This window comes from Nitrospirota bacterium (assembly GCA_016214845.1).
Lineage (GTDB): Bacteria > Nitrospirota > Thermodesulfovibrionia > UBA6902 > UBA6902 > SURF-23.
On the sequence record JACRMS010000026.1, the window covers coordinates 94077 to 118059 of the forward strand.

Below are 23983 nucleotides of genomic sequence, written 5' to 3' on the forward strand. Positions count from 1 at the left end.
AGTTTTATAGTATATTACCTTAGTAATTGTGAAGGGTCAATGAAGAAACAAGGGGTTGGGGTTCGGGGATTAGGGTTTGGAAGTTGGCTTTCTGTATCTTTACTAAACCCTAACCCCTAATCCCTAACAACTGTCTTTTAAGGGGGTGTAGCTCAGCTGGGAGAGCGTCTCGTTCGCAACGAGAAGGCCGACGGTTCGATCCCGTTCACCTCCATTTTCTTTTTGGTAGTAAACTTAGCTGAATTTTCGGGATGAAATAAAGAAGGGGGGACATGAAAAAATATTCGCAGGAAGAAATCGAAGGGCTTATTACATGCAAGAAGCGTGTTATTGAGCCGCCGCGCAAAGAGATGAAGACTGACCGGGGGAGTCTGAGAAACGACATGAAGTTGGAATCGCTCGACGGTACAATGGGGTTCGCAGTTTTTATGAGAATAAATGAACGGTTCCCGGAGAATTTCTCGATCGGTCTTAATTTTATTCCAAGGGATGAGCCTGGAAGCTTTTGTCTGCTCCGGTATAACGGGCCTTATGGCGAGCATGATAATGCACCAATCGATGAGGGTCATCCGCATTTCGGTTATCATATCCATAGCGCAAAGGCCGAACTGATTGAGGCTGGAATGCTCCCTGAGAAATATGCGGAAATAACGGAGACGTACGCTTCTTACAAAGAGGCATTGTTTCAATTCCTGAAAATTATTAATATACAGGACGCAGAGTAATATTTTGATGATCTCGGACAGGACTCATTATTTGAGAGAGGTGATATACAATGAATTACCTTGATCTGCTTAGGGCGCAATTCAACAACAGGGTCGATTTTCGTGAAAAACGCCCCGGTGTTTTGCAGCTTATCCTCCCCCTTTATCATGAAGACGGAGACATGATAGATATTTTTATCGAGCCACTGAACGGGAATGGAATTATACGGATCAGTGATTACGGGATGACGCTCATGCGCCTTTCCTATTCCTTTGACCTCGACACTCCAAACAAAGAGCGTATTTTCTCCAGGATAATCTCGGAGAATCAGGTTAACGAAGACAACGGGAAACTCTATCTGGACACTAAGCCGGAATCATTATATCCCGCCATTCTTCAATTTGCACAGACAGTAGCCAAGGTGTCGAACATGAGACTGTATAAGCGCGAAGTCATTCAGAGCCTTTTTTATGAAATCCTTGCGGAAGTGATAGAGGAGAACCTTAAAATGTACAATCCCCAGCCAAATGTTTTTCCTTTGTCTGAAAGGGATGATCTGGAAGTGGATTATCAGTTCGATATCAAACCATATCCTATTTATCTTTTCGGGGTCAAGGATACAGCTAAAGCCCGTCTCGCCACGATCTGTTGCCTGGAGTTTCAACGGGCCAAGCTGAAGTTCAAGGGGTTTGTTGTTCATGAGGACTTCGATAACCTGAGCAAGAAAGACCGCAACAGGATCACCAGCGCAACGGACAAACAGTTTATCTCTCTGGATGATTTCAGGAATAATGCGAATCAGGTTTTTGAACGGGAAGTTGCGTGATGTCTGAAATATTTTATATGACGAAAAGGAGTAGATATGGAAATCATCACTTCATTAAAAATTAGCCCATCCTTAAGAGATAATATCGATGCAATGCTTGCAAGTTTCAATGACTCATTCAATCCTCTCGAAAAGAATCATGAATATATAATCATTGATAAGAGAACAAAGGCTATCTATTTTGAGTGCCACATTAAAGCAAGTAGCCTAGTCGATTTGTCTACAATAGATGTTCCTCTGGAGCCTGACACTCAAGCAGAATATAGAGCAAATCGGGATGTTGTAGAAGATCATAATGCTTTTATAATAATGAAGCAAGATGCCTTGCACGGTAGAAGTTTTAGCAATATTGTCGGCGAATATATTACCAAATATGATAGTTCTCACCCCTTTAAAATAATAGGGGGCCAGCATAGATTTATCGCGATCAAAGATGCTGTTGAAAACGGTGTTGACGAATATCACGGAGTAAAAGTTTATTTTCATCTTGATACGACACAGCGTCTTGATGTTCAACTTATTTCTAACACAAATATTGCTGTTGCCGGCGACTTGCTTGACAGAATGTATGAAACAGTTCGTGGGCCAGAATTAAGGAAGTGGTGTCAAGATACTGGTTTGTTAGAATCGGGGGATGATTTCTCTGACCGAAAACAGAGAGGAAGTAGAGTAACGGTTAGAGGCGCTCGTTCTTTTATTTTAAGCTTCTATGAAGGCAAAAAGTATTCAAAAGAAGATTTTAACAAGGTAAAGCCAGAACCAATTATTGCAAAGACAGGTGTTATTGATGAACAGTGGGACAGATTGCGTGCAGAAGAAAAGGATATTTGGTCAAATAGTGATCTTCTTGAAGCAGGCAAGCAGTATTCAAAACTTTATGATGCCCAATATAAAGCAATAACTTCCAAAAAGGGTTCAGCAGAATATGCAGAGAAGGCTTTCAATTATGCAATCATATCTTCGTGGGCATATGTTGCTGGGTTACTGCAAAATAATAAGACGAGGATAGAACGACACTATTCCTTAGCTGAAAAAGCAGGAAATGACCCATTAAATGCCAGTGCGTTATCTAAAGCCCGTCATAAGACTGACCCAGAGAACTATCGTGGTTTGGGGACTCGTACTGATGCTAAGGAAAGAGGTAGGCTTGTTGAACTATTTTATGCTCAGGCCGAAAAAGGTGAAGGCATAAGCACAGGCTTAGTAGACTACGCAGTTAAAAGCTATCATGCAAGACTTGCCTTTCTTGAGGCAGAAGAAGCTAAGAGGAAAATCTAATGAGCATACGAACGGCTGACGATTACGCCTATGATTTACTCGAAAAAGCCAAGCGATTTTATGGAAAAGGGAAAAATGAATTTGATGAAAATGGCAAATCGGCATATTATCAGTCGTCTATCATTTTTGCTGTGATGTGTCTCGAAACAACAATTAATAGCATTGCGGATGAGCTATGTATCCGTGATGACTTTTCATTGAATGAAAAATCACTTCTACTGGAGCGAGAGATTTCATTTGACAAAGGGTTGTTTAATTTATCAAGGAAACTAAAGATGAGCAGGCTTATTGACAAGATATCTTTTTTGCTTGCGCGGTTCAATGCAAGGACAGATAAGAGCACCGACGTTTGGTGGGGTCAATTGATGGAGGGCATAAATATCCGCAACGCTCTTATACACCCCAAAACTATTCCTACAATTAGCCCTATACAGGTTGAGAATACTATTTTATCTGTTCTAAAGTGCATCGATGTTCTTTATAGGGCGATATACAAGAGAAAATATCCTCATTACAATAAGAAGACCGTTTCTACTTATGATTTTTAGTAGGTGTATTGTAGTGATGTACCAATTTGCTCATGCGGAAGTTCGAATTGAAACAAATAACCTACTGATAGAATTGTCCAGTGGATATTTCTTAATAAAGCAATCAGACAAAGGCATCGGCTATGGGTTTTTGCTCGTGAGCAATAAATATACATAGGGGACAGGAGGTCAATATGACTGAAACACACTTAGCGGTTTTTAAAGGCAGGAAGATCAGGAAAACAATTCATAACAATGAATGGTGGTTTGTGATTAACGATGTTATTGAATCATTGACTGATTCAAATGATCCGGCTCAATATTTTAAACGATTAAAGCAAAGGGATGAGGAGCTTGCAAAGCTTACTGATAAAGGGGGGGTACAATTTGTACCACCCCTTATGATAGACATAGAAACTACCGGCGGAAAACAAAAGATGTATTGTTGGAACACTGAAGGTATATTTCGTCTTATTCAATCCATTCCCTCCCCCAAGGCCGAACCCTTCAAACTTTGGCTGGCAAAGGTCGGCTATGAGCGTGTGCAGGAAATCGAAGACCCTGAACTCGGCACAAAGAGAACAAGAGCTTTGTATAAGGCAAAGGGCTATTCGGATGACTGGATTGAAAAGAGAATGCGTGGAATTGCCATCCGCGAAGAACTCACCGACGAATGGAAAAAAAGGGAAGTGAAAGAGAAAAAGGAATATGAAATTCTCACTGCCGAGATTGCGATGGCCGCATTCGGGATTACACCGGACAAGCATAAAAAGTTCAAGGGATTAAAACGGGAGAATCTCCGCGACCACATGACCGACCTTGAACTGATATTCTCAATGTTAGGTGAAGCCGCTACAACCGAGATTACAAAGGTTGATGATGCGAAGGGATTTCATGAGAGTAAACAATCCGCTCGTAAAGGCGGTGAGGTTGCAGGCAAAGCGCGGGAAGACCTTGAACGAAAAACTGGCAGGCGGGTTGTCTCGCGTGAGAATTATCTGACTGAACCGGAAAGCCGGAAAAGATTAGAGAGGAAGAAGTAAAAGACGAAACTCAATAAACCCATCCCCCGTACTCCCATTGGTAAGATTCATTGCGGTTGAAGTACACAAAGTTCTCTATCTTCCAGATGGGTTTTTTCGAGCCGAGACGCTCGACCGGGAGGCGGCTCTTTTCGCCCGGATCGCCTGCCCCGTATCCGGTCACCCTGACCATCAATCCGACCTTTCCTGACGCGTCCCTGAAAAGCACGGGCTTGCTGAGTGTTATTGCCTCGGCTTCAGGGACCAGGCTTTTGACATCCTTGTTCTGAAAATATATTTTCGCGGACATTATCCCGTCTTCAACATATTGCCGCGCCTCATCAGTTGATACTTCCTCTTTTGTAACGTTGACGTAATCACACCCCAATAAAGTCACGCCGGAAGTGTCGACAGGGAAAGACATCCCGTGAGACTCGAAATATTCCTCCACTGTATTTTGCGAGCAAGAAAAAATAAGCGCGCAGGAAATCATCACGGTTATTGAGAAGAGTTTTTTAATTGCCTGACCTCCTCTGCGGCCTTGCTGTAATATTCTGAAGACGGCTCAAGATAAGTGAGCGCCGCGGAGAATTTCTCTAAGGCCTTTGCCTTTTGTCCTTCTTTTTTCAGGGACAAACCTGACATGTAGTAATCCCTTCCAATGGCGTTCTTGTGTTTGCCGGTTTTGTACGGGAACAATTTCAGGGCGTCATTTCTCATGCTGATCGCCTTTTCCAAGTCCATTTTGATCTCGTATATTCCGGCGGCGGCATCGAAAGGGTCAAGGTTCAAAGATAAAAGATAGCGCGTATCATCCCCTTTGCCGGGATTATAGAGGCTTATTATTTTCAGCCCCTCAAGAAGAACTTCATCCTGGTTCTGTATCTTTTGTTTTAAATAAAGATCGAGAAGCAGGGCGCGAAGCAGTATCGAGTCCGGGATCGAATAAGCGAGCACTTTGAGCTTTTCGAGTACCACGGGATAAGTGTACGTGCCTCCCATAAAGCGCCTTACATACTCCTCTGCTTCATTTACCGCGCTCTTTCCTTTCAGTAAATTAGCTATCAGTTCGGCTGTTTCAGATAGTCCCTTCCGTATCTCATCATCACCAAGCCCGGTGACGGGAAATGATCTTTGAGAACCAGTGTCATTGCCTTCAATCAAACGGACATCAAAGTTCCACCTGCTGCCTGATCTTGCCACGTCGCCATAAATTGAATAATCCGCTGAGACGGTCTTATTTACCTCTTCTATAAGGACCGGTCGGATGGTCCAGAGTATGCCCCCCTTTTTTTGATCACCCTCCTTCTCGGTCCACAGGAAAGAAGGCTCAACCTCGTAGAGTTTCGTTGTAATGGTTTCAACCGGAACTATTTCAAGGAATTCATATCCCGACAACACCGCTTTCAATATTAAAGGAATACCCTTATCAAGAGTCTGGGAATCCATGTCATTAAAAGGGAAGAGCGCGACTGTGAGCTTTGGAGTGTCAGTGCTTTGCGCATTTAAAATGCGTGCGTGCAGAACTGTGCACAGAAGAATTAAAACTAATAAGAGTATCTTTTCTTTTTTCAGCATTTCGCCAAAACCTCAAACCAGGCGCGTGCTTATCAGCGGCTCAAGCGTTGACACAATACGCCCGTTTTCAAATATGGTGACCCTTCCGGTACTTTCAGAAACCACCACCGCGACCGCCCCGGTCATCTTTGTTATTCCGGCGGCAGCCCTGTGTCTTGAGCCGAAACCCTTCAACTGTCTGGTCACCACACTCCTTGCGTCAAGATGCCTCCCGGCCGCCTCCACAATGCCTGTGTCAGAAATGATAAAGGCCCCATCCAGTTTTGCGAGTTCCTTCATGCTCTCAACAACCTCTGACCTGTTTATCAGTCTTTCTTTGGGCGAATATCCCTTGAACGGGTTGAACACCGCCTGATGCGACAATTGCAGGACCCGCTTCATATCGCCTATTACAAAAGTCGTTCCGACAGGTTTTCCCTCTCTTCCAAGCGCGCCTATATCAAGGGCTATATCGATGACAGCAAGAATTGTCTTGAAGGCTTTATTATGCATTATCGAGCGAGGGTCAAACGGGAAATCCTCGCTCCATGAAAGGGAAAGGTCATGGATCGCGATGGTATCAAGATGGCTCTTGCCCCACGGGCCCAGGACACAAACGACCCTGCTGTCGGTCTGGATGATCTCCTGAGCAACGCCGTGCAGGAATGCGTATTTGATCCGTGAAAACCTTGTCTGGTTCCCCGCCCAACTGCGTATCGCCGCTATCCTGTCTTTTGAAAGGGGGCCCCCCATTTTTAATTCCCTGGGTATTACAAGCACGATCTTGTTTTTTTCTGATATACCGGCCTTTAAAAACCAGCGGCAATCTTTTGCAGTATCAAGGAACAGGAAAACACACTGGCTGTTTGTCTCCCTTGCTATGTCCACGGCATTTTTGATAATTGATATCTTCTGGTCTTTCATAGCTGTGACGGACTTAATTAGAGTCTGTCCATAAATTGCTATTTTTTATTTTTGTCATGCCCGAAGTCCTTAATCGGGCATCCAGAACCTCTTAAGGAGACTGGATTCCCGCTCAACAGACTGCGGGAATGACGGTTTAATGTTCGAGTTTATGGACAGACTCTAATTACCTTGCCCTGGTTTTACAAATATCATAGCACATAACCCCTGTACTGATGCTTAAAATCCCGGCATACTTTTGTATTGCCTAATTGAAACTGAAATTTTATAATAGTGCGTTTTATCTTATCCGCTGCAATAGTTTAAAAAAATGGAGGCGTAATGAGACTTGAAGGAAAAAAGGCATTGATCACAGGCGCGGCCCAGGGCATCGGGAAATCGATCGCGCTGGCAATGGCAAAGGAAGGCGCTGATATAGGGGTAACTGACGTGAACATTGAGAGCGCGGAAAAGACCGCTCAGGAGATCATGGCATTGGGGGTAAAGAGCATAGCTTTGAAACTCGACGTTTCCAAACAGTCCGAGGTCACCGGTTGTTTTGAGGCGTTCGTAAAGGCGGTTGGAGCGCTGGACATACTTGTAAATAACGCGGGGATCACTAAAGACAATGTCCTGCTCAGGATGAAGGAAGAAGACTGGGACGCGGTCATGAACATTAATCTCAAAGGCTCTTTCCTGTGCTGTAAGGAAGCAGTAAAGATAATGGCCAAACAGCGCTCAGGAAAGATAATAAGCATTTCCTCGGTAGTGGCTTTCATGGGCAATCCCGGGCAGGCGAACTACAGCTCCTCAAAGGCGGGACTTATCGGCCTCACAAAAACGATCGCAAAGGAATACGCGAGCCGGGGCGTAAGGGCAAACGCCGTCGCCCCCGGATTTATCCAGACGGCAATGACCGATGTGCTCACTGACGCGGTCAAAGACGAGATGAAGAGGGCCATCCCTCTCGGACAATTCGGAACACCCGAAGACGTGGCAAACGCCGTCATATTCCTTGCATCCAGAGAGTCGGATTACATAACCGGACAGGTGCTGCACATAAACGGCGGCATGTATATGTAAGCAGCTGACAGCGATTGGCCGTAAGCCTTTTTGTCAGGTGAAAAATTTAAGATAAACTTGTATAATGGATTTCTTGTAATTTTAGAACTTAATATGTAAATTCATAAAAAGTGGAGGTGTTTGATGTCAGTTGAAGCAAAAGTAAAGGACATAATTGCAAAACAGCTTGGTGTTGATATGGAAAAAGTAACCCTCGAATCATCTTTCGTTGAAGACCTCGGGGCCGACTCTCTTGATACTGTGGAACTCGTAATGGCCTTTGAAGAGGCCTTTAATATTGAGATCCCCGATGAAGACGCTGAAAAGATCTTGAAGGTCCAGGACGCCATTAAATACATAGAAGAAAAATCAGGAAGCTAAAATACTTACCACAGGGGCAACAGAGTGAGATAGAAGATGAGAAGTTGGGAAATTAAGAAGATGGGAGAAAAAATAATTTCTGTCTTTTCTCAGCTTCATAACTTCTTATCTTCTCAACTTCTTTTTTAAACTCAGTGTTCTCTGTGGTTGAAAAATTTCAACTAAACCAATGAAAAGAAGAGTCGTTATTACCGGGGTGGGCATGGTGACACCTCTGGGCACAGGCACACAAAAATCATGGGAAGGCCTCATTGCAGGCCGCTCCGCGATCAGGAAAATAACCCGCTTTAACGCTTACGGGATGCCGTGTCAGATAGCCGCCGAAGTCCCTGACTTTGAGATCGACCAGTTCGTAGAGATCAAAGAGCAAAAGAAGATGGACAGGTTCATCCATCTGGGTATCGCCGCGGCAACAATGGCAATGCAGGACTCAGGGCTTCAGATCACTGAAAGCAACGCGGACAGAACCGGCGTTTGCGTCGGCTCCGGCATCGGCGGATTGCAGGCGATCGAGAATTACACACAGATACTCAATGAGAAAGGTTTCAGGAGGGTCTCGCCTTTTTTCATTCCAATGACGATAATCAACCTGGCCGCCGGGCAGATATCCATTCGTTTCGGAGCAAAAGGTCCCAATCTGGCGCTTGCGACAGCCTGCGCCACCGGCACTCATTCGATAGGTGAGGCCTTCAGGCAAATACAACACGGCATTGCCGACGCGATGATCTGCGGAGGGACGGAAGCGGTAGTAACGCCTCTCGGCATTTCCGGTTTTGCCTCGATGAAGGCGCTTTCCACAAGAAACGATGAACCTGAAAAAGCGAGCAGGCCGTTTGATAAAGACAGGGACGGCTTTGTCATGGGCGAAGGCGCGGGCATATTGATAATTGAAGAACTGGAACACGCTGTAAGCAGAGGGGCCAGAATCTATGCGGAGCTGATCGGCTACGGTCTGAACTCCGACGCTTATCATATAACAAGCCCCGCCCCCAATGGCGAAGGCGCGGCTAAGTGCATGGAATCAACATTGAAGGACGCCGGGACCAGCCGTGAAGAAGTGGACTATATAAACGCGCACGGGACCTCGACAAAATACGGCGACGAGATAGAGACAACGGCGATCAAAAAGGTCTTCGGGCCGCACGCCTACAAATTATGCGTCAGCTCCACAAAGTCGATGATAGGGCATCTTCTTGGAGCGTCAGGAGGAGTGGAGGCGGCGATCTGCGCGCTCAGCATCCACAACAGGATCGTCCCGCCGACCGTCAATCTCGATAATCCCGACACTGAGTGTGATCTCGACTATATACCTCACAAGGCAAGGCCTCTTGAGATAAATATTGCAATGTCCAATTCTTTCGGTTTCGGCGGAACTAATGCGTGCATCGTCTTCAGAAAATTTAGCTGACTTTGAAAAGGCCATAGGCTACAAGTTCAGGAAGAAGTCTCTGTTAAAAGAGTCTCTTACTCACAAGTCCTATGCCCATGAACAACAAAAAAACCATCCCTCTTTCAATGAGCGCATGGAATTTCTCGGAGACGCCGTACTCGAATTGATCATCAGCGAATACATTTATACCACATACCCGGAATATACCGAGGCGGATCTTTCAAGGATCAAGGCATATGCCGTTCAGGAGGCCACACTGGCAGAGGTCTCAATTGCGATCAACATCGGAGAATATCTCAGCCTCGGCAGGGGAGAGGAAATGACAGGAGGCAGAAAGAAGGCTTCCCTTCTTGCCGACGCCTTTGAGGCAGTGCTTGCGGCGATATACCTTGACAGCAGTTATAAAAAGGCAAAGGAATTTGTCCTTAAACATCTCGCGCACAAAATAGAAGAGCTTACGGTAACGAACTTTATCTTTGACTTTAAAACCAAACTGCAGGAAGTTTCCCAGGCGCAGTTCAGCGTGCTGCCGAGGTATATTATTCATAAGGAAGAAGGGCCTGAGCACAGGAAGACCTTTGAGGTAAAGGTCTTTATCAACCAGGATTTCTTTGGCTCAGGCAAGGGAAAAACAAAAAAGGCCGCTGCGCAGAAGGCCGCGGAGGCAGCTCTGAAGAAGATCAAGAAGACCCATGAAACTGACATATAAAACATCAGGCGTTGACATTGATAAAGGCAACAGGCTTGTCGATATTATCAAGCCGCTTGCGCGCGCGACCTTTTCGTCAAACGTTATAAATGAAATAGGCTCCTTCGGCGCATTTTTTAAAATTGATAATTCCAAGTATCAGAACCCCGTTCTTGTCAGCGGCACTGACGGCGTGGGCACAAAATTGAAGATCGCCTTCATGATGAACAAACATGATACCGTAGGGATGGACCTTGTCGCAATGAGTGTGAATGACATCCTTACAAGCGGGGCGAAGCCGCTGTTCTTCCTCGATTACTTTGCGACAGGAAAACTCTCAACAAAGACCGCTGGAGACGTCATCAAAGGGATAGCAAACGGCTGCAAGATGTCTGACTGTTCGCTCATCGGCGGAGAGACAGCGGAGATGCCGGGGTTTTACAGCGATGGAGAATACGACCTTGCCGGATTTGCAGTCGGTATAGTGGACAAGAACAAGATCATCAACGGTTCCGGGATCAATAACGGAGACATCCTGATCGGCCTTTCATCCAGCGGGCTTCACAGCAACGGGTATTCGCTTGCGAGAAAAGTGTTCTTCGATGTAAAAAAATACGGCCCGGGCAAGCAGATAAGAGAACTCGGCTGCTCCATCGGTGAAGAGCTGCTGAAGCCGACAAGGATCTACGTGAAAAGCGTCCTGAAGGTCATGCAGAATTTCAGCATCAAAGGGATTGCACATATTACCGGCGGAGGGATAACTGAAAATCTCCCGCGAATTATTCCCCAGAGCAAAAGGTTGAAGTTCATCATTAAAAATGACAGTTGGCCGGTCCATGATATATTTCAGCTCATCCAGCATATGGGCAATGTTGAAAAAGCGGAGATGTACAAGACCTTCAATATGGGGATCGGCATGATACTGGTGGTAAATAATTCAGACGCAAGAAAGGTCCTGCAAAAATTCGAAATGCTTGGTGAAAAGGCATTCGTGATCGGATATGTTGATAAAGGCCCTAAGTGTGTTGAATATGTCTGATTAAGCAACGCTTACTCTATTCTTAAAAATTGAAAACCGTGGGGCAGGGAGAAGGTTTTGAATATTGAGTTTCCGTTCAAGAAATTTGAATTCCAATTAATACCTGAAGAACCAATAATCCTTACTTCGTATAAAGGCTCCACATTAAGAGGCGGCTTCGGCAATGCATTCAAAAAAGTCGTCTGCTATACCTTATAAATTTTAACACCCGGTATTTGTTCAAAATGCTTGTCGAGGGTAAACACAGAGAGGTTATGTTCTATGGCAATGGACGCGATAAAAATATCTGATAACGGCAAGGTCACGCCTTTTCTTTTTAAAGAGGCGGAAAGGTCTGCTGATTTTTTCCATAATGGCCTGGACATTTCGAGATATTCCATACCGGACAATGCCTCAGCTATTTGTTTTTTTTCAGTCTCTGATCTTACTCCCTGCAGAAGTTCAAAAAGAACAATGCCGCAGGTCCATACGGAGTTCTTGATTATAAGCGACTCAAGTCTTTTGCCTGTTGGCGATTCCAGCTTGAAGAACTCTATCCATACGCTTGTGTCAGCCAATATCCCTTTACTTTTTTCTTCCATGCTGCTTCTCCCGTTCTTTCTGCGCCTTCATCTCCAGTTCCTCTTCCTTCTGCCAGTCGTAATCAATCTGCACTTTACCTCTAAGCGCAATAAGCTCTTTAACTTTTTTCTGCCTTACAAATGCCTTCATGGCAGTAATGATGGCGTTTGTTTTAGACTTTTCGCCGGAGAGCTTCTGCACTTCGGAAACGAGGTTATCGGGTATGTTTAATGTCGCACGCATATCATGCACCTCCTTAATATGCTATTATTGTATGCAAAATAAAGCCATACGTCAAGAATGGGGACAGCAGATACGAGTGACTGGAATCGGGTGGTGGATGAATTTATTGCTTTAATTTATAATTGACCATGCTTACAATCGGCGTACTTGCCTCCGGCAGAGGCTCTAATTTCCAGTCAATCATCGACAGCATCGGTTCCGGTTTTATCAAGGCAAAGATCGCGGTCCTTATAACCGACAACCCTAACTCGTTCGCGATAGAGCGCGCTAAGAAACACGGCATCGAACCGCTCGTGTTAAGGCCACGAGACTTTTCTGACAAGAACACTTATTACTCTCATATCGCTGAGGAACTGAAAAAGAGGGACGTTGAATTGGTTGTCCTCGCGGGCTTCATGAGAGTGGTCGGCAAGGCGCTCATTGAGCGGTACCGGGATAAAATCATGAACATCCACCCTGCCCTGCTCCCCTCATTTCCCGGACTACACGGACAGAAACAGGCTGTTGATTACGGGGTGAAGATCTCCGGCTGCACCGTGCATTTTGTAGATGAAGGAATGGACACCGGGGCGATAATCATTCAGGCCGCTGTCCCGGCGTATCATGATGACAATGAAGACACTCTTTCGGAAAGAATATTGAAACAGGAACACAGGATATTCCCGTATGCGATAAAACTTTATTCAGAAGGCAGGATCTCGGTTGAAGGACGAAAGGTAATAATCAAAGGCGACAGAGAAGATTCCCTGCTGATCAACCCGCCGCTTTCTTCTCCATAGATTCCCCCGCCTGGTGCATGAACGCCTCAAGCTGTATCTCTGAGCACGTTGTCTCCGCGCCGTCGAAAGCGACGCTGAGACACGGCAAGGACGCGTCCTGTTTGAGTCCTTTCAGCAGGGCGCTGACGATGGTGCCGGGCATACAGCCGAATGGCATTGCGCTGATGATCCCCGAGGCGCCGTGTTTAACGAAATCCACTGCCTTGCCCATGCTAAGGACAGCCTCACCTTCAAAGGAATCATGCAGATACGGAGAGGCGTTTTTCAGTATCTCGGAGGTGGAAGGTTCTTTCACCGTCTTTAGAAATCCCTTAAACGGCTTTGCGAATTTGTGTTCTATCCTGCTTTGAACAAACCTTGTGGCTACCGTGCTAAGTAAATCCTTTGCGAGCTGCTGGGTGAACAGATCATTGCGCAGCCTGACGAGTGATTTCCTCAGCGACATAAGGTTCACATAATAAATCCATTCTTCCACAGGGGCCAGCCACACCTCCCCGCCCAGGGCCTCGATCTTTCTGATAAGGTTTTCATTTGCAAACGTATTGTGCCTGACAAATATCTCTCCAATGATCCCTATGAGCGGCCTTTTCTCTTCACTCTTTTTTAACTCTGAAAAATCCCTGCGCATGTCTCTGAAAAGCGCGTCCATCGCGCCGTTATCGCTCTTCAGGGCCGTGCTTATCTTTTTCAGATACTCCTGGTAGAGGCGGTCTGTCTCGCCTTTATTGATCTCATAGGGCCTTGTCTCATGAAGACATTTCATCAGGAGCTCAACCGCGATGATCCCTCTCCATGCCTGTTTTGTAAAGTCCTTTCCAACCATGCCGAGCACTGTATAAAGGGACTCATCCTGGTTGGGTGAAAAGATCGGGACGTCCGGGAAACCGACCTCATCAAGCACCAGCCTGTGGAAGACATTATATTGCCCGAAACGGCACGGGCCCGCGCCTGACGGCATGAAAAAGGCGGCCCTGTCAGGTTCGAAATCCTTTGACATAGTTTTCTTCACCATATCGCCTGTCGTAATTGCGCAAGGGTAACATTCCTTCCCTGATACATGACGTCTCCCGATCTTGACGGTCTCAGTGTCGGGGAGATTCATTACCTCGGCATCAAGCCCGCACTTCTCAAAAGCGGCCGCAATGCCAAACGCATGGTTCGACATGCGAGGTATATAAACAATTCTCTTATGAAGCGCGGAAGCGCGGAAGCGCGGAAACACTTTCTTTTCTTCTGATGTCTGTTCTCTGACTTCTGACTTCTGTATTCTGGCTTCTGACTTCTGACTTCTCTCTTCTGCCTTCTGCCCTTCGATGCTGTCAAGAAACGCCTCGCATCTTGTGATAACCCCGGCGTCTGCGCTGTGTTCATCAATCTCTATATTCAGATACGGCTTGCCCGCCATGGTCTCATTAAAGAAATGATGTATAAACGAATCAGGTCCGCAGGAGAAATTGCCGATGTAGAGCGCGAACAATTTAGGGTTGTCCTTTATTATCTCGGCGGCCCTCAGGATATTCTGACCGGACCTCCAGTACATGTTGGCCCACCTGCCTGAGATGTCGACAGAATCTAACGGCAAATAGTCCATGGGGATTGAAAACACACCGAGCGCGGCAAGCTTCTTCGGTATCTCAAGATTGATCCCGTTATCAAAGGCATTATAGGGACGGCCGAGAATAACTATCGTCCTTCCGGTTATATTTGCCAGGACCTCCCCGCTGCGTTTTTTTATGGCGGAGGCAAACTCCTTCTGCGCGTGCTCCGCTTTTTCAAGAGCTTTCTTGATCGCGGTCTTTGTTATGTGAAAGGTTTTGAGATACTTAAACAATTCATCTACGAGATACTGCCTTCCCCTGTCATGGTTGATAATCGGTTTTAGCAGTTTTACATTTCTAAAGGCTATCCCCGCAAGATAAGGCATGGTCTGGGCGTATGGACAGGCAAAGCTCCGGACGGATTCACTGTCGGGGTTGAAGTTTATAAAGCTCGGCAGGAAGATCGCGTCGACATTTTTGTCAATCAGGTCTTTTATATGGCCGTGCGCGACCTTGTGCGGGAAACAGCTTTCTGAAAGGATATTCTCGACGCCCTTGTTTATTATCTGCCTGTTCGTGCTGTTTGAAAGTTCAACTTCAAAACCGAGCTCCCAGAGCAGCGTGCTCCATAACGGCAAATGATCGTGGAAGAAAAATATCCTCGGAATTCCTATCCGAATATTATTTGGTCTTTGACTTCTGACTTCTTCATATTTATTGTGCGTCTTTGTGAGCAGCTCTTCTCTTTCAGCAAACAGGTCAGGCATGTTCTGCGAAGAAACCTTCTGCTTTCTCTTGACGTCATATTTTTCGCACCTGCTGCCGTAGTAGAGAGGTTCTTTTTCTCCCTCCACCTGGACCCTGTTGATCTCGCACAAATTATCGCAGCCCTTGCACATGAAGGACTTAATTTCGTAGCTGCTCTTTGAAAGGTCGAACCCCTTGAACCGTGAAGAGGTATCAACCCCCCTGTATCCCCCCTTACTATGGGGGGAATTTAAGGGGGGTGACTTCTGTATTCTGACTTCTGACTTCTGACTTTCCATGTGCCTCTTCGCGATTATCGCCATGCCGATCGCGCCTGTTACGTCATGATGGGGCGGCACGATGATCTCCCTGCCGACATAATTTTCAAAGGCCGCTACAACGGATTTATTGAAGGCGACTCCACCCTGGAAAAATATCTTTTTGCCGACGGCCCTGTCGCTGACAACGCGGTTTATATAATTCTGGACGATGGAGTAAGCGAGCCCCGCGGTCAGGTCTTCTTTCGCGGCGCCCTTCTGCTGTTTTGAAAGGAGAGAATTTTCCATGAACACAGTGCATCTCTCACCCAGGGAACATGGTTTCTCTGACTTAAAAGCGATCTCGGCAAATTCGTTCTTCACTGAAATACCGAGCTTCTCAGCCTGCTCCTCAAGGAAAGAGCCGGTACCGGCGGCGCACGCCTTGTTCATTTCAAAATCAACAATGATGCCGTCTCTAATGGAAATGTATTTTGAGTCCTGCCCGCCGATCTCAAAAATAGTATCTACCTCAGGGTCAATTTCTATTGCTGCCTGCGCCTGCGCAGTGATCTCATTCTTCACAATATCCGCGCCTACAAAATCGGCGATCATATACCTGCCGGAGCCTGTTGTCCCGACACCGCAGATGTTTACCTTGTCTCCGACTTCAGCGCCTATCTCCTCAAGGCCCTGCTTAACGGCCTCAATGGGCCTTCCAGCCGTCATAAGATATCTCTTTGCAAGCAGCCTGCCCTCTTCATCAAGGACAGCAAGATTGGTGCTTATCGATCCGATGTCAATGCCGAGGAATGCGTTTAAAGGCAGTAACGGGGAACCCCAGAAGTCAAGAGGTTGAGAAGTTAAGAAGCTCTTACCTTCCCATCTTCTCATCTTCTCATCTTCTTCCTCACTTCTGTCTTCTGTCCTCTGCCCTCTGTCTTCTGCCTTCTGCCTGAGCGGTTTATGCCCGGCGGTATCGTCTTTCAGGGATTCAATTAATAATTTCAGCTTTGCTATATCAAAAGGATTTTCTTTTCCTTCCTCCATGTCTTTCAGCGCTGCGCCTATCGCCGTCATTATCGCGAAGTGTTCCGGGATTATCAGGTTGTCCGCTGACAAAACTTCTCTGAACGCCCTGACAACCCCTTTGTTGGCAGCGACCCCGCCCTGGAAACTGATGGGCTGAGGCAGTTCCATGTTTTTGCATATGCTCCCTTTGAAATTTCTCGCAACCGCAAAACAGAGCCCAGCGACGATTTCCTCAACAGGCGTAGCTATCTGCTGGAGATGTATCATGTCGGATTTCGCGAAAACGCTGCACCTGCCGGCGATCCTTGGAGGGTGTTTGGATTTCAGAGACATGTCGCTGAATTCCTCAATAGCGAGGTTCAGCCTCTCTGCCTGCTGGTCGATAAATGACCCCGTGCCTGCGGCGCACGCGGAGTTCATGGAGAATTCTTTGATCGCCCCTTTTTCAAGGAGGATGAGTTTTGAATCTTCGCCGCCCATTTCCATGACGGTTTTGACGTCTGGGAAAAATTTCCTGGTTGAATAACTGATGGCGACGACCTCATTTACAGGTTTGATGCCGAACGCGCCGGCAATAATTTTACCGGCTGAACCGGTAACGGAGAGTGACAGGTCCGGCTCTGAAGGCATGGGCGTTATGCCTTTTAGTAATTCATAAGCAGCCGCGAGCGGATTACCCTTGTGCCTGACGTATCTGGTCTCAAGGATATTTCCTGCGATATCCAATATTGCAAATTTTACGCTTACTGAACCTGCATCAAGTCCTATGAATCTCTTCATCAGGGCTTACCTACTTTTTCAAGGCCTTGCCTAATCTTTTTTCAATGGACTTTACTTTTCCATTGATCCTGTCAGGCTTACCTTTTCTGTCGTCGATTGATATTGTCGTATACACGCGGTCTTCAGACTTTAAGACCGTTTGATGGCATTCTTTAATTAACTTCAGGATCTCATTCCAGCTGCCTTCGATAACGGTGCCCATCGGGTTTATTTTATAAGGCAGGCCGCTTTCATCAACTATCTTCAATACCCCGGCAAGCCGGTCGCCTATGCTGCTGCCTGCGCCTATTGGGATTATACTGAATTCTACAAGCATCTTCCCCCCCCTTTTTTTAGAGTTGTCAGTGTCAGTCTTTATTTCCTGACACTGACACTATTCACTGACACTTAACCCTTGGAAAGCTTTTCCTTCTCTTTCTCGTAAGCCTCTTTGCCTGCGTCTATAGCCGTGGAGATAAGTGATTTCTTATCTTCAACATAATGCTTGCCGTGCTCTACCGCGGACGTGACTTTTTCTTTGACCTGCCCCGCATATTCCGTGGCTTTTTTTCTGGTATCGTCGGCAAACTCCTTTATCTTCTCTCTCGTCTCTTTACCCGACTGCGGAGCGGTCAATAGCGCGATCCCGGCCCCTACAACACCGCCTAAAACAAATGCAAGAAGAACACTCCCTGCTGAAAACCCTCTGTCGTCATTCATTGTCTTAACCTCCTTTTTTAATTATTCCCTGCGCCAATACGCTCAGGGCGGTTTTTATTCCGGTCCCAAAACTCGATGTCGTGACCGAAAGCGCTGTTTGTATATTGCGGATAAAGTTGTTTATGTCCCCGATGATCGCCCCGGTCTCACCCACTGCCTTTGTCAAATGCTGTACGTCGCTGATCGACTGGTCCAGCTTTGCGGCGATCTGGTTTGTTTTGTCCACGGTCTCATTAAGCCTGGCAATCAGCGGATTTAATGACGCCTGAGTGGTCCTTAAAAATTCCTCGGCAGCCTTTGCAGTTCTCGTAATCTGCAGGATGGCGGGAATTAAAAACGCCACCAGCACGATCAATGCACCAGCTATGATTCCCCAGAAAAATTGCGTTTGCATATAGCGCTCCTCTTTGTTCTTTATTTATTGATAATGCAAAGGCCTGTATTGTTAGAAAGCATTTTACCAATATAAAGGAAAGGTTGCAAGCGATTTTTTCCGCTATTTTTCACCCGCTGCCGCACTTATTTCTTGACTATTGCCGGGAGAATGATAAAATAATGCTAATCAATTTTCTTTAAAACGGATTATTGGAAATTTCAAAAGAGGTGAAAATAAAATAACTCCTTCCGACGGCAAACCAAAAAATCTGCAGTGGATATTGGCCTTCGCTTTAATGGCTGCCTCCATTTCCTTTCTTTTATGGGGACAGTGGGGCCAGTTCGGCAATGTAAAGAGCGAAAAAGAATACATCATCAATTACAGCCAGTTTTTTGATCAGCTCAATGCGGGCAACATCGTATCCGTCACTATAACTAATTTACAGGTAAGCGGGGAACTGAAAACAGAGACCTCTCTCGCAGTTTCGGGAGAAAAGGAACCGCGGTCCGTAAAATTATTTCAGACCTTCCTCCCGTCCTTTCAGGGAGAAGACCTGATTTCAAGCCTCAAGGAAAAAGGCGTGGCAATAAGTGTAGTGCCTCCTGAGAAAATGTCTCCATTCTGGCAATTCATAACCGGCCTGCTTCCGTGGGTCCTTATTATCGGGGTATGGATATTGATCATGCGCGGCGCTCAACGCGTTCAGGGAGGGCCCGGAGGCCTTTTTTCATTCGGTGCGAGCAAGGCAAAACTGCATGACGTGCAAAAATCGCAGGTGACCTTCAAGGACGTCGCGGGAATGGAGAACGCGAAAAAAGAACTTGAGGAGACCATCGAGTTCCTCAAGAACCCCTCAAGGTTCAAAAGGCTCGGCGCTAAGGTGCCGAGAGGCGTCCTTCTCGTAGGGCCTCCGGGCACGGGGAAAACCCTGTTGGCGCGCGCGGTGGCCGGTGAGGCGGGTGTCCCTTTTTACAGCATCAGCGCGTCGGAGTTTATAGAGATGTTTGTCGGCGTCGGCGCATCGCGCGTCAGGGACATGTTTCAAAAGGCCAAGGCCAACACGCCGAGCATTATCTTCATAGATGAAATTGACTCTGTGGGGCGCACGCGCGGCGCGGGACTTGGCGGAGGACACGATGAGAGGGAGCAGACCCTGAACCAGCTTTTAAGCGAGCTGGACGGGTTTGAGCCGCATCAGGAGGTAATCGTCATTGCGGCAACAAACAGGCCTGACGTGCTCGACCCCGCCCTTCTGAGACCGGGACGTTTCGACAGGCACGTAATAATTGACAGGCCGGGGCTGAAAGACAGGAAGGCCATTCTTGAAGTGCACGTTAAAAACAAGACCCTGTCGGAAGATGTTGACCTCGAAAAAATCGCACGGGGCACTCCCGGCATGTCAGGAGCGGACCTGGAAAATCTTGCTAACGAAGCCGCGCTTACCGCGATAAGGAAGAATAAAGAAAAGATCGATACGGATGATTTTGAAGAGGCGCGTGATAAAGTCCTGATGGGCACGGTAAGAGAAGAATCCATAAGCGACCTGGAAAAACGTATCACGGCATACCACGAGGCAGGACATGCCCTTGTGGCCCATGAGCTTCCCGGGACTGACCCGATCCACAAAGTGAGCATTATTCCGAGAGGCATGGCAATGGGGGTGACTCAACTGCTCCCTGAAGAAGACAGGCATTATTATCCCAAGACATATCTCATGAACAAATTGAGCGTAGCGCTTGCCGGCAGAGTAGCGGAAAAGATCATCTTCAACGACCTGAGCACGGGAGCGCAGAGCGATTTAAAAGAGGCGTCTTCCCTCGCTGAAAAGATGGTTGCTCAATGGGGCATGAGCGACAAGGTCGGGCCGATAAGCTTCGGGCGCGGAGAAGAACATCCGTTTTTAGGCAGGGAGCTGGCGCTTCCAAAACGGTACAGCGAAGACCTGGCATGGCTCATGGACCAGGAGATAAGGAAATTAATAGTCGAGGCTGAGTCAAAGGCAGAAGAGGTATTAAACGCGAACAAGGATGTTCTTGAAAAATTAGCCGAAGAACTTATAAAGACAGAAGTGCTGGACAAAGAAGACGTAGAAAAGATAATCAGGGAATCCAGATCTTAGTGCAGAGTCCTTACAAAATTTTTGAATTCTGACGGCGGGTCGATAATCTCCAGTCCCACGCTGCTTGTCAAATCATCAGGTGAATTATCAATGGCCCACTTAACATGGCAGTTGAGGTTTATTATCTTTCCATTGTTGAGTTCAAGCTCAAGATCGATTTCCTTGCCGGGCACATATTCATTTTTCTTTGCAGGGGCTGTAGTCATGTATATTCCGTCTTCAGAAAGGTTCTCGATAAATACCGAACAGTTATTAGTGCAAGAAATACGTTCGGCCTTTAAATTGACCGTTATCCTCTTTGACCGTCTTTTATCCATATGACCCCTTCCCTTTTTTAGTGGTTAAATAAATTGATGTGTGAGTATAGCAAAACGATTACAAAAATGGAATTGCTTTTTACGTTTCATTGACTTACCAAAATGTCAGCGGCTAAAATAAATAAAATCAACTGGAGGTAACAATGCCTATTTATGAATATATATGCCTGAAATGCAATAACCGGTTTGCCATGCTTCAGAGCTTACACCCTGAGGAAAAGCATACGGAATGCCCGAACTGTTCTTCAAAGGAAGTGAAAAAGGCCATGTCGTCCTTTAGCTGCTCAACCGGACCGGGAAGCGGGTTTTCACCTTCAACGCCTTCTCATGGTTTCGGGGGCGGCGGAGGCTGAGGGTCCCATTGCTGAACAGGCTGTTCAGCCGGACAAAACACATTTCAGCAGATTAGTCTTCAAGCCAGTGCTTGACGCACTCGATTTCATCTTCAGACAATTCCATGATAGGATGGTTTCTTTCTTCAGTCATCATTGTCATGGTTTTATCAAATTGCGGCCTGAAAATTCCGATCGTATCGGCAAATCCCGGGGAAACGGCCCCGCAAAACTTTAATGCGGTCTTAAAGTTTTTAACGGCTTCTTTTTCATTGCCCATCCGCACATAAGCCGAGCCCCTCGCAAAATAAGCGGCCCCGTGATCAGGCTTCAACTCGATGGTTTTGTCAAAATCTGAAACGGCCTTCTTGAAATCTTCTTTTGACATGTAGGCTATCCCCCGGTAAAAGTGCGCGCGCATATTATTGTCGTTCATGTTCACGACCCCGGTGAAATCTTCAATGGCCTTTTCAACCTGTCCTGTCTGAAGGTGAGCAACCCCCCTGCTGAGAAATGAGATCTCCGTTTTCATGCCGGCCTCGATCGCTTCTGTAAAGGCACTGATGCTTTTACTTTTTTTGCCTTCCATAAAAAGCTGCTGCGCTTTATCGAATAAAATCCTCGCGTTTATGTTGGTCCTTCTGTTCAATATATATTTTATTTACCTCAGAGTAGTCAAAGACAGTTCGTTGAATTTACTGTCATACTTCACTTATATCAGATTTAAAAAAATTTGCAACTCCCTGCCGGTCAGAAATAGTGGTTTGTCAAAATCAGTTATAATTATTATGTGACAACAAAACCAGTTCCCAGGAAACCCGCCAACCAGAAAGGCCCTCAGGAGAAACAACCCGCTCCTGTCTGTTTTAACAGGGACTGCAAGCTAAGAAAACAGAAGGCCTGTAAGGGTTTTGAAGGCTGTCCGGGTTTTAAGGGCAAATAGCAGCGGTTTTTCAAAACCAGAGCCGGTACGCGCCTATCCATAAAAGGCATCCTGAGAAGGCTAACGCCTTTTCAAACTTACTCAAACGCTCTGTTCTGATTATGAAATAAAGGCTGAGCGGAGAGGTAAGAAAGCACGCTGTGATGTAAATCCATTTAGGGGACCTCTCCTTCTTAGGCGCATCAGGGAAAAGCGAGCAGAAGGGACACTCAATTTCTCCCTCAAGCCTGTGTCCGCATCGCGCGCACCGGGTTATGCCAAGTATTTCGTCGTGATCTTCGTTGTCCATCTTATAAACCGAATTCAATAAAATACTGATACGGCAATATACATTGTGAGCGTATCACACGGTAACCCGCGTCGTGGAACTCTTTATGGACCGTTTCCTCTGACAACTTGTGCTCCGGGTCCTGCGGGCCTACGGGAATCGGTTTCTTGTGGAAATCCACAACCACTATCCTCCCGCCTGCTTTCAGGCTCTTAGAAAGCTTCTGTAAATATGCGGACCTGTTCTCAATGTGATGGTATGTATCGCATATGAAAACAACATCCACGGAATCCGGTCCGAGCTCAGGGTCATCAGTTTTGATAAGCCTGGCCATATAATTTTTGAGGCCCAGCTTTTTGGCGTCCTGCTCCATATAATTGACCATCGAGGGTTCCACCTCAAGACCAAGGGCCTTTCCGGCCGGGCCGACTGCAACCGCCAATCGCCTGGTAAAATATCCTGTGCCTGCGCCGAGATCGGCGACTACATCGCCCTGTTTCAGGTTAAGGGCCTTTACCACTTCATCGGGTTTCTGCCATTTTTCCCGTTCCGGGTCCTCGAACACCTTGACCCAGTATTGAATGTCGTCAAACCTCTGCTGTGACGCGGGTGTATGCTGTTGCTGCTGCCCGTAAACTGTAAATGAATACGTCAGGAAAAACAGGACGAACATCGTTCCGGTTACTGTCTTTCTTAAAATGTTAAACATAGTTCCTCCTAAAGTGTATTTAGATATGCGATTATGTCTTCCACTTCTTTTCCGGAAAGATAATCAAACGATGGCATCGTGCTGAAAGGCTTCCTTAATTGCTTTTTAATATTTTCCGGAGTTGCCGGAAGTTTGCTTACAGGGAGCTTCGGGTTTTTAAGTATTCCCATTAACCCCGGCCCTACAATAGTATCAGTGCTGTAAGCATTATGACAAAACCTGCATTTTGCGTCAAAAAGGTTTTTGCCTCTTTCGGTGCTCTCAGGGGCTGATTTAATTCCACGTTTAATGGTTTCAATCGGTTTTTCCGTCCTTTGCAGAGCGAATCTTTCTCCGTACCGGCCCGGCCTGTCATGAGATATAACGGTGTCTGATCCAGAAACAGAGAGGGACATGCCTGCCGCAGGCAGCAGGATAAATATTACAGAGAAAATAGTTTTAATAAAACACATAGATATTCAGGCTCCGTAACAAACAAAAAAAGGGAGAGTTGTACAAACCCTCCCTTTAGAAAAATTCATCTTAATAACCGCCTGTTGCTTTTTTCTTCGGCTTCAGGGATTTAATATAGGCAACGATACTCTTCATATCATCGGAGTTAGCATCGATTGCCGTGCCCTTGTTCTGATTCACGATGCAGACGTTCACTGCTTCTTCAAGACTTGCCTGCTTTTTGCCGGCTAAATTGAATTCTTTCTTGTCAGCAGCTTTTTCCAGGCCCTTGCCGTTCATATGGCATGAACCGCAGGATTTTCCGGATGTGCCTCCAGCGAATTTCGCGTCATTGAAAAGGGCCTTCCCTTTGTCCGCCGCGCTTTCTGCAAATGCGAAAGAACAGATTAAACCGACAACCAGCAATGATAACAACATTATCCTGATTGCTTTCATTCCCTCACTCACCTCCT

The 23983-nt window shown here is 46.4% G+C and carries 28 protein-coding genes and 1 tRNA gene; 14 read left to right on the forward strand and 15 right to left on the reverse strand.

The features are described 5' to 3' along the window. Positions 1-141 precede the first annotated feature (141 nt). The 6 genes from HZB61_08150 (at position 142) to HZB61_08175 (ending at position 4379) form a co-directional block, all read left to right on the forward strand. A tRNA-Ala gene (locus HZB61_08150) sits at positions 142-214 on the forward strand. Positions 215-272: 58 nt separating this feature from the next. Further along, complete coding sequence (locus HZB61_08155) at positions 273-725, forward strand: hypothetical protein (protein MBI5056570.1); 453 nt, start codon at positions 273-275, stop codon at positions 723-725. A gap of 50 nt (positions 726-775) precedes the next feature. Beyond that, positions 776-1531, forward strand: coding sequence for a DUF1828 domain-containing protein (locus HZB61_08160; GenBank protein ID MBI5056571.1), 756 nt, complete (start codon positions 776-778; stop codon positions 1529-1531). Positions 1532-1624: 93 nt separating this feature from the next. Continuing rightward, the gene (locus HZB61_08165; GenBank protein ID MBI5056572.1) at positions 1625-2809 is read left to right on the forward strand and encodes a hypothetical protein; all 1185 of its coding nucleotides are present in this window, start codon (positions 1625-1627) and stop codon (positions 2807-2809) included. Next, on the forward strand, positions 2809-3357 hold the full coding sequence (locus HZB61_08170) for a hypothetical protein (GenBank protein ID MBI5056573.1): 549 nt from the start codon (positions 2809-2811) through the stop codon (positions 3355-3357). Before HZB61_08165 ends, HZB61_08170 begins: the two co-directional genes overlap by 1 nt. A 173-nt stretch (positions 3358-3530) precedes the next feature. Beyond that, positions 3531-4379, forward strand: coding sequence for a Bro-N domain-containing protein (locus HZB61_08175; GenBank protein MBI5056574.1), 849 nt, complete (start codon positions 3531-3533; stop codon positions 4377-4379). A gap of 10 nt (positions 4380-4389) precedes the next feature. On the opposite strand, the gene HZB61_08180 is transcribed toward HZB61_08175, so the two are convergent. The 3 genes from HZB61_08180 to HZB61_08190 are packed head-to-tail and all read right to left on the reverse strand — an operon-like array spanning position 4390 to position 6839. Then, positions 4390-4809: a hypothetical protein gene (locus tag HZB61_08180; GenBank protein ID MBI5056575.1), complete on the reverse strand. Its 420-nt coding sequence runs from the start codon at positions 4807-4809 to the stop codon at positions 4390-4392. A gap of 47 nt (positions 4810-4856) precedes the next feature. Continuing rightward, on the reverse strand, positions 4857-5936 hold the full coding sequence (locus HZB61_08185) for a hypothetical protein (protein ID MBI5056576.1): 1080 nt from the start codon (positions 5934-5936) through the stop codon (positions 4857-4859). Positions 5937-5948: 12 nt separating this feature from the next. Further along, entirely contained in the window at positions 5949-6839 is an 891-nt protein-coding gene (locus HZB61_08190; GenBank protein ID MBI5056577.1) for a DNA integrity scanning protein DisA nucleotide-binding domain protein, read from the reverse strand. A gap of 321 nt (positions 6840-7160) precedes the next feature. Between HZB61_08190 and fabG the strand changes: the two genes are divergently transcribed. The 5 genes from fabG (at position 7161) to HZB61_08215 (ending at position 11378) form a co-directional block, all read left to right on the forward strand. Then, a complete protein-coding gene (gene fabG / locus HZB61_08195; protein ID MBI5056578.1) occupies positions 7161-7901 on the forward strand; it encodes a 3-oxoacyl-[acyl-carrier-protein] reductase in 741 nt (246 codons plus the stop codon). 123 nt (positions 7902-8024) lie between these two features. Beyond that, the gene (acpP, locus tag HZB61_08200; protein ID MBI5056579.1) at positions 8025-8261 is read left to right on the forward strand and encodes an acyl carrier protein; all 237 of its coding nucleotides are present in this window, start codon (positions 8025-8027) and stop codon (positions 8259-8261) included. Between the two features lie 169 nt (positions 8262-8430). Beyond that, positions 8431-9669 carry a beta-ketoacyl-ACP synthase II gene (gene fabF, locus HZB61_08205; protein MBI5056580.1) on the forward strand — a complete coding sequence of 413 codons (1239 nt, stop codon included), beginning with the start codon at positions 8431-8433 and terminating at the stop codon, positions 9667-9669. Next, on the forward strand, positions 9638-10360 hold the full coding sequence (gene rnc, locus HZB61_08210) for a ribonuclease III (protein ID MBI5056581.1): 723 nt from the start codon (positions 9638-9640) through the stop codon (positions 10358-10360). The genes fabF and rnc overlap by 32 nt, the downstream gene beginning before the upstream one ends. Further along, positions 10344-11378 carry a phosphoribosylformylglycinamidine cyclo-ligase gene (locus HZB61_08215; protein MBI5056582.1) on the forward strand — a complete coding sequence of 345 codons (1035 nt, stop codon included), beginning with the start codon at positions 10344-10346 and terminating at the stop codon, positions 11376-11378. Before rnc ends, HZB61_08215 begins: the two co-directional genes overlap by 17 nt. A gap of 185 nt (positions 11379-11563) precedes the next feature. Here HZB61_08215 and HZB61_08220 read toward each other — a convergent pair whose 3' ends face one another. Together HZB61_08220 and HZB61_08225 are read right to left on the reverse strand one after the other, a co-directional pair. Further along, positions 11564-11959 (reverse strand): PIN domain-containing protein, encoded by a 396-nt coding sequence (locus HZB61_08220; protein ID MBI5056583.1) that lies wholly within the window; start codon positions 11957-11959, stop codon positions 11564-11566. Next, positions 11943-12182, reverse strand: coding sequence for a type II toxin-antitoxin system VapB family antitoxin (locus HZB61_08225; GenBank protein MBI5056584.1), 240 nt, complete (start codon positions 12180-12182; stop codon positions 11943-11945). The genes HZB61_08220 and HZB61_08225 overlap by 17 nt, the downstream gene beginning before the upstream one ends. 128 nt (positions 12183-12310) lie before the next feature. Between HZB61_08225 and HZB61_08230 the strand changes: the two genes are divergently transcribed. Beyond that, on the forward strand, positions 12311-12961 hold the full coding sequence (locus HZB61_08230) for a phosphoribosylglycinamide formyltransferase (protein ID MBI5056585.1): 651 nt from the start codon (positions 12311-12313) through the stop codon (positions 12959-12961). On the opposite strand, the gene HZB61_08235 is transcribed toward HZB61_08230, so the two are convergent. From HZB61_08235 to HZB61_08250, 4 genes are all read right to left on the reverse strand, one after another. After that, complete coding sequence (locus HZB61_08235) at positions 12936-17315, reverse strand: CoA protein activase (protein ID MBI5056586.1); 4380 nt, start codon at positions 17313-17315, stop codon at positions 12936-12938. The two genes, HZB61_08230 and HZB61_08235, sit on opposite strands and share 26 nt — an antisense overlap. A 10-nt stretch (positions 17316-17325) precedes the next feature. Continuing rightward, positions 17326-17631 carry an MTH1187 family thiamine-binding protein gene (locus HZB61_08240; protein ID MBI5056587.1) on the reverse strand — a complete coding sequence of 102 codons (306 nt, stop codon included), beginning with the start codon at positions 17629-17631 and terminating at the stop codon, positions 17326-17328. A gap of 71 nt (positions 17632-17702) precedes the next feature. After that, entirely contained in the window at positions 17703-18014 is a 312-nt protein-coding gene (locus HZB61_08245) for a YtxH domain-containing protein (GenBank protein ID MBI5056588.1), read from the reverse strand. 4 nt (positions 18015-18018) lie between these two features. Then, positions 18019-18408, reverse strand: a complete 390-nt coding sequence (locus HZB61_08250; GenBank protein MBI5056589.1) for a DUF948 domain-containing protein — start codon at positions 18406-18408, stop codon at positions 18019-18021. A gap of 277 nt (positions 18409-18685) precedes the next feature. Between HZB61_08250 and HZB61_08255 the strand changes: the two genes are divergently transcribed. Then, positions 18686-20509, forward strand: coding sequence for an ATP-dependent metallopeptidase FtsH/Yme1/Tma family protein (locus HZB61_08255; GenBank protein MBI5056590.1), 1824 nt, complete (start codon positions 18686-18688; stop codon positions 20507-20509). On the opposite strand, the gene HZB61_08260 is transcribed toward HZB61_08255, so the two are convergent. Continuing rightward, positions 20506-20826 carry a PilZ domain-containing protein gene (locus HZB61_08260; GenBank protein MBI5056591.1) on the reverse strand — a complete coding sequence of 107 codons (321 nt, stop codon included), beginning with the start codon at positions 20824-20826 and terminating at the stop codon, positions 20506-20508. The two genes, HZB61_08255 and HZB61_08260, sit on opposite strands and share 4 nt — an antisense overlap. 143 nt (positions 20827-20969) lie before the next feature. Here HZB61_08260 and HZB61_08265 point away from each other — a divergent pair, with 143 nt between their 5' ends. Further along, the gene (locus tag HZB61_08265) at positions 20970-21179 is read left to right on the forward strand and encodes a zinc ribbon domain-containing protein (GenBank protein ID MBI5056592.1); all 210 of its coding nucleotides are present in this window, start codon (positions 20970-20972) and stop codon (positions 21177-21179) included. Between the two features lie 52 nt (positions 21180-21231). On the opposite strand, the gene HZB61_08270 is transcribed toward HZB61_08265, so the two are convergent. From HZB61_08270 to HZB61_08290, 5 genes are all read right to left on the reverse strand, one after another. After that, positions 21232-21807: a tetratricopeptide repeat protein gene (locus tag HZB61_08270; GenBank protein ID MBI5056593.1), complete on the reverse strand. Its 576-nt coding sequence runs from the start codon at positions 21805-21807 to the stop codon at positions 21232-21234. A gap of 304 nt (positions 21808-22111) precedes the next feature. Next, the gene (locus tag HZB61_08275) at positions 22112-22390 is read right to left on the reverse strand and encodes a hypothetical protein (protein MBI5056594.1); all 279 of its coding nucleotides are present in this window, start codon (positions 22388-22390) and stop codon (positions 22112-22114) included. A gap of 1 nt (position 22391) precedes the next feature. Then, complete coding sequence (locus tag HZB61_08280) at positions 22392-23078, reverse strand: class I SAM-dependent methyltransferase (GenBank protein ID MBI5056595.1); 687 nt, start codon at positions 23076-23078, stop codon at positions 22392-22394. An 8-nt stretch (positions 23079-23086) separates the two neighbouring features. Next, positions 23087-23530 (reverse strand): cytochrome c, encoded by a 444-nt coding sequence (locus HZB61_08285; protein MBI5056596.1) that lies wholly within the window; start codon positions 23528-23530, stop codon positions 23087-23089. Positions 23531-23600: 70 nt separating this feature from the next. Further along, on the reverse strand, positions 23601-23966 hold the full coding sequence (locus tag HZB61_08290; GenBank protein ID MBI5056597.1) for a hypothetical protein: 366 nt from the start codon (positions 23964-23966) through the stop codon (positions 23601-23603). Positions 23967-23983: the final 17 nt, after the last annotated feature.

Coding starts and splice junctions, on each gene's coding strand:
- HZB61_08155 (MBI5056570.1), top strand. CDS start 273: ATGAAAAAATATTCGCAGGAAGAAATCGAAGGGCTTATTACATGCAAG.
- HZB61_08160 (MBI5056571.1), top strand. CDS start 776: ATGAATTACCTTGATCTGCTTAGGGCGCAATTCAACAACAGGGTCGAT.
- HZB61_08165 (MBI5056572.1), top strand. CDS start 1,625: ATGCTTGCAAGTTTCAATGACTCATTCAATCCTCTCGAAAAGAATCAT.
- HZB61_08170 (MBI5056573.1), top strand. CDS start 2,809: ATGAGCATACGAACGGCTGACGATTACGCCTATGATTTACTCGAAAAA.
- HZB61_08175 (MBI5056574.1), top strand. CDS start 3,531: ATGACTGAAACACACTTAGCGGTTTTTAAAGGCAGGAAGATCAGGAAA.
- HZB61_08185 (MBI5056576.1), bottom strand. CDS start 5,936: ATGCTGAAAAAAGAAAAGATACTCTTATTAGTTTTAATTCTTCTGTGC.
- HZB61_08190 (MBI5056577.1), bottom strand. CDS start 6,839: ATGAAAGACCAGAAGATATCAATTATCAAAAATGCCGTGGACATAGCA.
- fabG (MBI5056578.1), top strand. CDS start 7,161: ATGAGACTTGAAGGAAAAAAGGCATTGATCACAGGCGCGGCCCAGGGC.
- acpP (MBI5056579.1), top strand. CDS start 8,025: ATGTCAGTTGAAGCAAAAGTAAAGGACATAATTGCAAAACAGCTTGGT.
- fabF (MBI5056580.1), top strand. CDS start 8,431: ATGAAAAGAAGAGTCGTTATTACCGGGGTGGGCATGGTGACACCTCTG.
- rnc (MBI5056581.1), top strand. CDS start 9,638: ATGCGTGCATCGTCTTCAGAAAATTTAGCTGACTTTGAAAAGGCCATA.
- HZB61_08215 (MBI5056582.1), top strand. CDS start 10,344: ATGAAACTGACATATAAAACATCAGGCGTTGACATTGATAAAGGCAAC.
- HZB61_08220 (MBI5056583.1), bottom strand. CDS start 11,959: ATGGAAGAAAAAAGTAAAGGGATATTGGCTGACACAAGCGTATGGATA.
- HZB61_08225 (MBI5056584.1), bottom strand. CDS start 12,182: ATGCGTGCGACATTAAACATACCCGATAACCTCGTTTCCGAAGTGCAG.
- HZB61_08230 (MBI5056585.1), top strand. CDS start 12,311: ATGCTTACAATCGGCGTACTTGCCTCCGGCAGAGGCTCTAATTTCCAG.
- HZB61_08235 (MBI5056586.1), bottom strand. CDS start 17,315: ATGAAGAGATTCATAGGACTTGATGCAGGTTCAGTAAGCGTAAAATTT.
- HZB61_08240 (MBI5056587.1), bottom strand. CDS start 17,631: ATGCTTGTAGAATTCAGTATAATCCCAATAGGCGCAGGCAGCAGCATA.
- HZB61_08245 (MBI5056588.1), bottom strand. CDS start 18,014: ATGAATGACGACAGAGGGTTTTCAGCAGGGAGTGTTCTTCTTGCATTT.
- HZB61_08250 (MBI5056589.1), bottom strand. CDS start 18,408: ATGCAAACGCAATTTTTCTGGGGAATCATAGCTGGTGCATTGATCGTG.
- HZB61_08255 (MBI5056590.1), top strand. CDS start 18,686: ATGGCTGCCTCCATTTCCTTTCTTTTATGGGGACAGTGGGGCCAGTTC.
- HZB61_08260 (MBI5056591.1), bottom strand. CDS start 20,826: ATGGATAAAAGACGGTCAAAGAGGATAACGGTCAATTTAAAGGCCGAA.
- HZB61_08265 (MBI5056592.1), top strand. CDS start 20,970: ATGCCTATTTATGAATATATATGCCTGAAATGCAATAACCGGTTTGCC.
- HZB61_08275 (MBI5056594.1), bottom strand. CDS start 22,390: ATGGACAACGAAGATCACGACGAAATACTTGGCATAACCCGGTGCGCG.
- HZB61_08280 (MBI5056595.1), bottom strand. CDS start 23,078: ATGTTTAACATTTTAAGAAAGACAGTAACCGGAACGATGTTCGTCCTG.
- HZB61_08285 (MBI5056596.1), bottom strand. CDS start 23,530: ATGTGTTTTATTAAAACTATTTTCTCTGTAATATTTATCCTGCTGCCT.
- HZB61_08290 (MBI5056597.1), bottom strand. CDS start 23,966: ATGAAAGCAATCAGGATAATGTTGTTATCATTGCTGGTTGTCGGTTTA.